General features: G+C 64.9%; 6 protein-coding genes. 1 reads left to right on the plus strand and 5 read right to left on the minus strand.

Features of this window, described 5'->3' with window-relative positions; genetic code table 11:
- Positions 1–491: 491 nt before the first annotated feature.
- From AC1DMG_RS18100 to AC1DMG_RS18120, 5 genes are all read right to left on the minus strand, one after another.
- Positions 492–2,012, minus strand: a complete 1,521-nt coding sequence (locus AC1DMG_RS18100; protein WP_441601867.1) for a DHA2 family efflux MFS transporter permease subunit — start codon at positions 2,010–2,012, stop codon at positions 492–494.
- Between the two features lie 229 nt (positions 2,013–2,241).
- Positions 2,242–3,438: an HlyD family secretion protein gene (locus AC1DMG_RS18105; RefSeq protein WP_441601866.1), complete on the minus strand. Its 1,197-nt coding sequence runs from the start codon at positions 3,436–3,438 to the stop codon at positions 2,242–2,244.
- A gap of 11 nt (positions 3,439–3,449) precedes the next feature.
- The gene (locus AC1DMG_RS18110) at positions 3,450–4,919 is read right to left on the minus strand and encodes an efflux transporter outer membrane subunit (protein ID WP_441601865.1); all 1,470 of its coding nucleotides are present in this window, start codon (positions 4,917–4,919) and stop codon (positions 3,450–3,452) included.
- 28 nt (positions 4,920–4,947) lie between these two features.
- Positions 4,948–5,403: a MarR family winged helix-turn-helix transcriptional regulator gene (locus AC1DMG_RS18115; protein ID WP_441601864.1), complete on the minus strand. Its 456-nt coding sequence runs from the start codon at positions 5,401–5,403 to the stop codon at positions 4,948–4,950.
- Positions 5,404–5,488: 85 nt separating this feature from the next.
- Entirely contained in the window at positions 5,489–5,728 is a 240-nt protein-coding gene (locus tag AC1DMG_RS18120; RefSeq protein WP_441601863.1) for a hypothetical protein, read from the minus strand.
- Positions 5,729–5,966: 238 nt separating this feature from the next.
- Between AC1DMG_RS18120 and AC1DMG_RS18125 the strand changes: the two genes are divergently transcribed.
- Positions 5,967–6,791: an AraC family transcriptional regulator gene (locus AC1DMG_RS18125; RefSeq protein WP_441601862.1), complete on the plus strand. Its 825-nt coding sequence runs from the start codon at positions 5,967–5,969 to the stop codon at positions 6,789–6,791.
- The last annotated feature ends 249 nt before the right edge of the window (positions 6,792–7,040 follow it).

Here is a 7,040-nt window from a genome sequence, read left to right on the forward strand (position 1 = left end):
CAGCGTGGCTGTCGCGCACAGGGTGCGCTCCCACAGACAAGCCAAGCGCCAGGCGCGGCACCTAGTGCGCCACCTGTGACCCACAGCCGACGCGCAGCGAGGCCCGGCTTTAAGTCCTCAGGGATTCGGGCGCGTTGCGCAGCGCTTTGAAGTAACCGCTGTGTACCCTCGGAGGTTGTCCCACAACAGCGCACCTCGAGCGTTCGGGCTTATCCCAACACGATGCTGCGGGCGTTATCAGGCCATTTTCTTTGGGTTACTTTTCTTTTGGGCCAGCAAAAGAAAAGTGACTCGAGCGGCGGCAGCCGATCGAAACGCCCGCCGCGTAGGCGGCACTCTGGCCGCAACGCGACAACCAGAAACCGAGGCTCTGGATGACCAGCCACTCGGCCGTTGAAAAGCGCGGCCAGCGCCGAGATGACAATCAAAATCAAAAAAGAGGCCGCATCACTGCGACCTCTTCCGTCATACCCAATCCACACACCCAGCGATCAATGATCCGCCCCAGGCCCCGCCTTAGCCCCAAACGGCGGCCGCGCCATCCACACCACGCCAATCAGGCAGATAAACACCCACCCCAGCATGTGGAACACCTCATTGAACGAAATCTGATACGCCTGCTGATTGATCAACTGCTCCAGCAACCCATTGCTGGCCTGCCCCGTCACACCCACGGCTTTGAGCGTCGCCTGCGCCGAGTTGTCGTACGGCGTGAAGTGTTCGGTGAGATGCGCGTGATGCACGATTGCGCGGTGATCCCAAAGGAAGGTCGTCAGCGAAGCCGAAAAGCTGGCGCCCAGCGTACGCAGGAAGGTGGCCAGGCCACCGCCCGCGGCAATCTCGTTCGGCCGCAGGTCCGATAGCAGGATGGTGGTGACCGGCATGAAGAACAGCGCCACGCCCAGACCCTGGAACAACTGCACGCCGGCGACGTGCATGAAGTCGATCTGCAGGAAGAAATTGGAGCGCATGAAGCAGGTGGCGCCCATGATCAGGAACGCGCACGAAGCCAACAGGCGCATATCGGTACGCGACGCATACTTGCCGACGATGAAGGTCAACATCACTGGCAGGATGCCCAGCGGTGCAGCGGCAAAGCCAGCCCAGGTGGACGTGTAGCCCACCGTGCGCTGAAGCCACTGTGGTATCAGCAGGCCGATCGCGAAGAATGCCGCATACGCCAGGACCAGCGCGATCGTGCCCGTGCGGAAGTTGTGGTGCCGCAGCAGCTTCAAGTTGACGATCGGTTCGTCGTCGGTGAGTTCCCAGATCAGGAAGACGGCAATCGCAATCGCCGACACGATCGCCGTGACGATGATGAAAGTCGAGTTGAACCAGTCCTCGTCGTTGCCCTTGTCCAGCACGATCTGCAGCGCACCCACGCCGATGATCAGCGTGATCAGGCCCACGTAGTCGATCTTGGGCCGCGTGGTGACATCCACGCGCCCCTTCATCTGGTTGGCGACCACCATGCTGGCGAAGATGCCGATGGGCACGTTGATGAAGAAGATCCACGGCCACGAATAATTGTCCGTGATCCAGCCACCGAGGATCGGACCCGCAATAGGCGCGACCACCGTCACCATCGCCAGCAGCGCGAGCGCCATGCCTCGTTTCGCTGGTGGATAAATGGAGATCAGCAGACTCTGCGTGATCGGGTACATCGGTCCGGCCACCGCACCCTGGATGGCGCGGAACAGGATCAGCATCGGCATGCTCTGCGCAGTGCCGCACAGGAAAGAGGCGAGCGAAAACAGCATCGTCGACCAGATGAACAGCTTCACCTCGCCGAAGCGGCGCGTGAGAAAGCCGGTCAACGGCAACGCAATAGCCGTGCTCACCGCGAACGAGGTGATCACCCAGGTGCTCTGGTTGACGCTTACGCCGAGGTTGCCGGCAATCGTCGGCAAGGACACGTTCGCGATCGTCGTGTCGAGCACCTGCATGAAGGTGGCCAACGAGAGACCGACGGTCGTCAACGCAAGATTGCGCGGCTGGAAATTTTGGCTCATCGCACGGATAACCTGCGGTATGAAGGGTTGGCGCGCCATCCACGACTGCGACGGCGCACGCGGCTTTCTTGCCCGTCATTCCGGCGCAGGCCGGAATCCAATTGCGACACGGCGTGAAGATATCCGCACATGTCGGCACTGACGTCACTGGATTCCGGCCTGCGCCGGAATGACGAGCTTCACTACAGAGGCGGACATGGAGGCTCGTTATGCCTCCATGTCTACCGACTTACTGCTTCTGACCTTCACCCGCCATGTTCGCGTGGATGATGTCCGCGATCATGCCGTCGGCCTTGGCCAGCTGTTGCTTGTACACATCGGTGGTGAAGGCCGGCTGCGTCGGCGCCTGCTTGGCGAGCAGCGGGCCGCTGGTGTCGTGCAGGTTCACCGACACCTTGGTCGACAGGCCGATGCGCAGCGGATGCTCTTCCAGCTGCTTGGGATCGGTGAAGAACACGCGCACCGGTACGCGCTGCACGATCTTGATCCAGTTGCCGGTAGCGTTCTGCGCCGGCAGCAGCGAGAACGCACTGCCGGTGCCCACGCCCAGGCTCTCGACCTTGCCCTTGTAGGTGACCGAGCCGCCATACACGTCGGCCCGGATATCCACCGGCTGGCCGATACGCATATTGCCCAGCTGCGTTTCCTTGAAGTTGGCATCGATCCACACGCCGTGCAGCGGCACCACCGCCATCAGCGGCGTGCCCGGCGCCAGGCGCTGGCCGAGCTGCACGGAGCGCTTGGCCACGTAGCCGTCGACCGGCGCAAGCAGCGAGGTACGCACGTCATCGAGATAAGCCGCGCGCACTTTGGCAGCGGCCGTCTGGACGTCCGGATGCGATGCGACGACGGTGTCATCCACCAGCACCTTGTTGGTCTGCAATTGCTGTTGCGCGGTGGTCAGGGCGCTCTGCGCGGTGGTCAGCGCATCCATTGCGTGCGACAGCTCTTCGGCCGAGATGGCACCGGACTTGGCGAGATCGCGGCGACGGTTGTAGTCCTGCAGCGCCTTGTCCACCGCGACCTTGCGCACGGCCACTTCGGACTGGGCACCGCTCACGTTGCTGTAGAGGCCGCGCACCTTGCGAACGGTGCCGGCAAGATTGGCGCGAGCCTGCTCCAGCGCGACATCGGCATCGGCCGGATCGAGCTTCACCAGCACGTCGCCGGCATGCACCAGGTCGCCGTCGTCGGCGCCGATGGTGATGACCGTGCCGGTCACCTGCGGGGTGATCTGCACGAGGTTGCCGTTGACGTAGGCATCGTCGGTGTCTTCAAACCAACGGCCTTCGACGAAGTACCACACGCCCCAGCCGACAGCGGCAAGCACCAGCACGGCGACGAGTCCCTTCAACAGGAAACCGCGACGGCTCTTGGGGGGTTGGGCGGCTGCGGTCTCGGCCGCAAGCGGATTCTGGCTAGACATGGGGATAGCCTTTAGAGCGAATGTTCAGAGGAAGATTGGACGGCCACATCGGCCTGGCCCGCCTGCGGACGGAAACCGCCGCCGAGGGCCTGGATAAGCTGCACGGAGAGGTCGACCTGCTGCGACTGCAGGGCGGCGAGGCGCTGCTGCGCAACCAGCAACTGCTGTCGCACGATCAACGCTTCGAGATAGCTGCCCACGCCTGCCTTGAAGCGCTGCTCGGCGAGCTGCCAGGCCTGCGTGCCGGCATCCACCGCGCGCTGCTGGGCGGCGACCTGTTCCTGCGCGGACTGCACGGCGTCGTAGCCGTCGGCCACTTCGTTCACCGCGCGCACCAGCGTCTGGTTGTACTGGGCCACGGCTTCGTCGTACTGCGCATCCTTGGCGGACAGATTGGAACGCAGACGGCCACCGTCAAAAATCGGCAGGCTCAGCGAAGGACCAAACGTGTAGAAGCGCGCCGGCAACTGCAGCGGATTGATGCTGCCGAACGCCGCCACGCCGGCCATCGCGCTGAGGCTGACGTTGGGCATGAACTGGGTCTTGGCGACCTTGATCTCCTTGCCCGCCGATTCCACGCGCCAGCGCGCGGAGACGAGATCGGCGCGGTGGCCGATCAGTTCGGTCGGCACATCGGCCGGCACAGCGAGCGCTGCAGGATTGAGTGCCTGCGGACGACCGATATCGAGGCCGCGATCCGGCCCCTTGCCCAACAGCACCGCCAACGACGAACGCGCCGCATCAATGGCGCGATTGGCCGCGGCCAGCTGCTGGTCCGAGTTGGCCACTTCGGTTTCGCTCTGCTTGAGCTGCAGCTGATTGTCGAGACCGGCGGACACGCGTTGCTGGGTCAGCTGGCGCGCGGTCGTGGCGCGCTCGTGCTCGGCCTTCGCCACATCCTGCTGCGCATAGGCGTAGGACAGCTGCACATAGGCGCGCGCGACATTGGTGGAAAGCTCGATGCGTGCAGCCTGCTGTTCGATCTCAGCGGCATGCTGCTGGCCGACGGCGGCTTCCCAGGCGGCGCGCTTGCCGCCCCACAGATCCAGGTCCCAGCTGAAACTGGCGCGGGCGTCCTTGAACCAGGTGAACTTGCCGCCGCCCAGTTCCGGCGGCGCGGCGGTGAGCGGCAGACGCTGACCGATGACGTTGGCGCCGGCAGTCACGCTGGGGCCGCGCTCGGCATCGGCCGCACCGGCCTGCGCCTGCGCCTGGCGGGCGCGCGCGTCGGCCACGCTGAGGCTCGGGTTGTCCTTCAGCGCTTCGCTGATCAGCGCGCTCAGCTGGGGATCGCCCAGACCGGTCCACCAGTCGTTGGCCGGCCAGGCGGCGGGGGAGAGCGTGGCGCCGGACAGGCTGCGATCGGCCTTCAGTGACGAGGCGTCGGTCAGCGTGCCTTCCGGGTGCAGGCCGCCGCTGCTGACGCATCCCGCCAGCGCGAGTGAGAGGCCGGTGGCTGCCGCAAGGATTTGCAGACGCATGGCGTAGGTTTCCAAAAGTAGAAGCGGGTCAATTCATATCGCGGAGCGCGTTCAGCACGCGCACCAGGTAATCGCGCAACTGCTCACGCTCGGTCGGGTTCAGCGCCTTTTGGGCGGCATCCAGAACGTGTTCGTTGCATGGCGTCATCTGCCGCCACATGTCGTCTCCCGCCGGGGTCAGCTCGATGCGCAGGGCGCGGCGGTCCTGTTCATGCGGCAGGCGGCGCAGCAGGCCTTTGCCTTCGAGCTGGTCGAGCTGGCGCGTCATCGCGCCGCCGTCCAGTTCCACCGCGCGGGCCAGTTCACTGGCCGACATCGGGCCCATCAAGGCCAGGCGCTTGAGGATCAGGAACTGGGTGAAACGAAGCTCGATACCCGCAGCCTGCATCTCGGCTTCCAGCTTGCGCACGATCTCGCCGCGAACCAGCCCGACGAGTACGCCGATGCTGTCCTGGGGGTAGGAAGGGGTTTGGGAGGAGGTCATGGGAGGRCAATTTTATTGCCGGAATAATATTTGTCAAGGCAAAGATGTGTTGGTTAGATTTTGCCCGGACAAGGTCTAGCTGCCCTCAATGGGGTCCCTCCCGCAGCTCATCCTCCAGCCAGGTCCGCAGGGCCGGGTGGCGCACTTCGAACAGCTCGAACACGCCCAGCGCCCGCAGGGTCGGCAGCAGGGCGACCAGCCTCGGCTCCAGGGCTCGCCGGCTGGCCTCGGGCAGGTCGGGGTCCAGCATCTGGTGGGCACAGGCCACGAACGCCTCGAGCGGCTCGGTCTCGGCGGTGGGCATGCGTACGGCAATCATCGACATGGATCGGCTCCCTTGGACGCCGGGGCGGCGCCGCGCTGGCTGAATCAAGACGTGTATCGGCGTGCGGGCGTGACAGCTCCGGATCAAGCAGGAGCTTTGGCAGGGGCTCGACAAACCGCGACTGTCGGCACGTTCGACACCGCGAGCGGCGGCAGCGGTGGGGATCGGGCCAGCATGATTGGGCAGACGGAGTGATTACTGTTAGCGTTATTTGGTCAAAGTTTGTCGAGAATCAGCCATGGGCCATGTCAGCGAGCACGACGAGAACCGCTTCCACGAGCTCATCGAGCGCCGCGATGGGCCCTCGGTGATCGCCTACTGGACCGAGGGCGAAGCCGCCAGCGAGTACCACGACGGCACCCGCGAGTACGGCTGGCACTCCCATCTGCGCGGCCAGCTGTACTGCGTGGAAAGTGGACTGGTGCACGTGCGCACGGCCCAGGGTTCCTGGCTGCTCCCCCCGCACCGCGCCGGCTGGATGCCGCCCGGCGTGGAACACACGGTGACCCTCAGCGGCCCGATGACCGGCTGGGGCGTGTTCGTAACCCCGCCCGAATGCGGCTGTCTGCCTGCCGATCCGTGCGTGATCGGTGTGACCGAGTTGATGCGCGCGCTGGTGCGCCGCGCCAGCTCCTGGATCTGGGAAACCCAGCTGGACGAGAGCCAGGAGCGCCTGACCACCGTGCTGCTGGAAGAAATCTGCCGCGCCCAACGCGAACCCTTGCACCTGCCCATGCCGGTGGACCGCCGCGCCTTGCGCATCGCCGTGGCGCTGCTGGAAAACCCCAACGACAACCGCGGCCTCGATGAGTGGGCCGGCTGGGCCGGCCTGTCGCCACGCAGCCTCAGCCGCTTGTTCCGCAGCGAAACGGCGTTGAGCTTTGCGCAGTGGCGACAGCTGGCACGTTTGACCCACGGCCTGGAACGCTTGGCCGACGGCGAACCGGTGTCGGCGGTAGCGGATGCCTTGGGCTATGCGAGCGTGAGCGCCTTCGTGGCGATGTTCCGGCGGAGTTTTGGCCAACCGCCGGCGAGGTATTTTGCGGCGCAAGGCGCGCAGTAGCGCACTGAGTCCTCACTTTGCCGCTTGCCTGTGGGAGCGCACCCTGTGCGCGACAGCCACGCCTGGGTGTACCGCTCCGTAGGTTTGTCGCGCACAGGGTGCGCTCGCACAACGAAGCGCCCGTAGCCATCAATTGGCCACCCACACGCGCGCGAACTCTTTTGTAGGAGCGCACTTGTGCGCGACCGCAGCGTGTGGGTGCATCGCTCCGTAGGCTGGTCGCGCACAAGTGCGCTCCTACAAGAGAGC

The sequence above is a fragment of the Dyella sp. 01N36 genome (genome assembly GCF_056399745.1).

What these genes read in the sequence shown, in the direction of transcription:
- AC1DMG_RS18100 (WP_441601867.1), bottom strand. Translation starts at nt 2,012, where the DNA reads ATGAGCCAAAATTTCCAGCCGCGCAATCTTGCGTTGACGACCGTCGGT.
- AC1DMG_RS18105 (WP_441601866.1), bottom strand. Translation starts at nt 3,438, where the DNA reads ATGTCTAGCCAGAATCCGCTTGCGGCCGAGACCGCAGCCGCCCAACCC.
- AC1DMG_RS18110 (WP_441601865.1), bottom strand. Translation starts at nt 4,919, where the DNA reads ATGCGTCTGCAAATCCTTGCGGCAGCCACCGGCCTCTCACTCGCGCTG.
- AC1DMG_RS18115 (WP_441601864.1), bottom strand. Translation starts at nt 5,403, where the DNA reads ATGACCTCCTCCCAAACCCCTTCCTACCCCCAGGACAGCATCGGCGTA.
- AC1DMG_RS18120 (WP_441601863.1), bottom strand. Translation starts at nt 5,728, where the DNA reads ATGTCGATGATTGCCGTACGCATGCCCACCGCCGAGACCGAGCCGCTC.
- AC1DMG_RS18125 (WP_441601862.1), top strand. Translation starts at nt 5,967, where the DNA reads ATGGGCCATGTCAGCGAGCACGACGAGAACCGCTTCCACGAGCTCATC.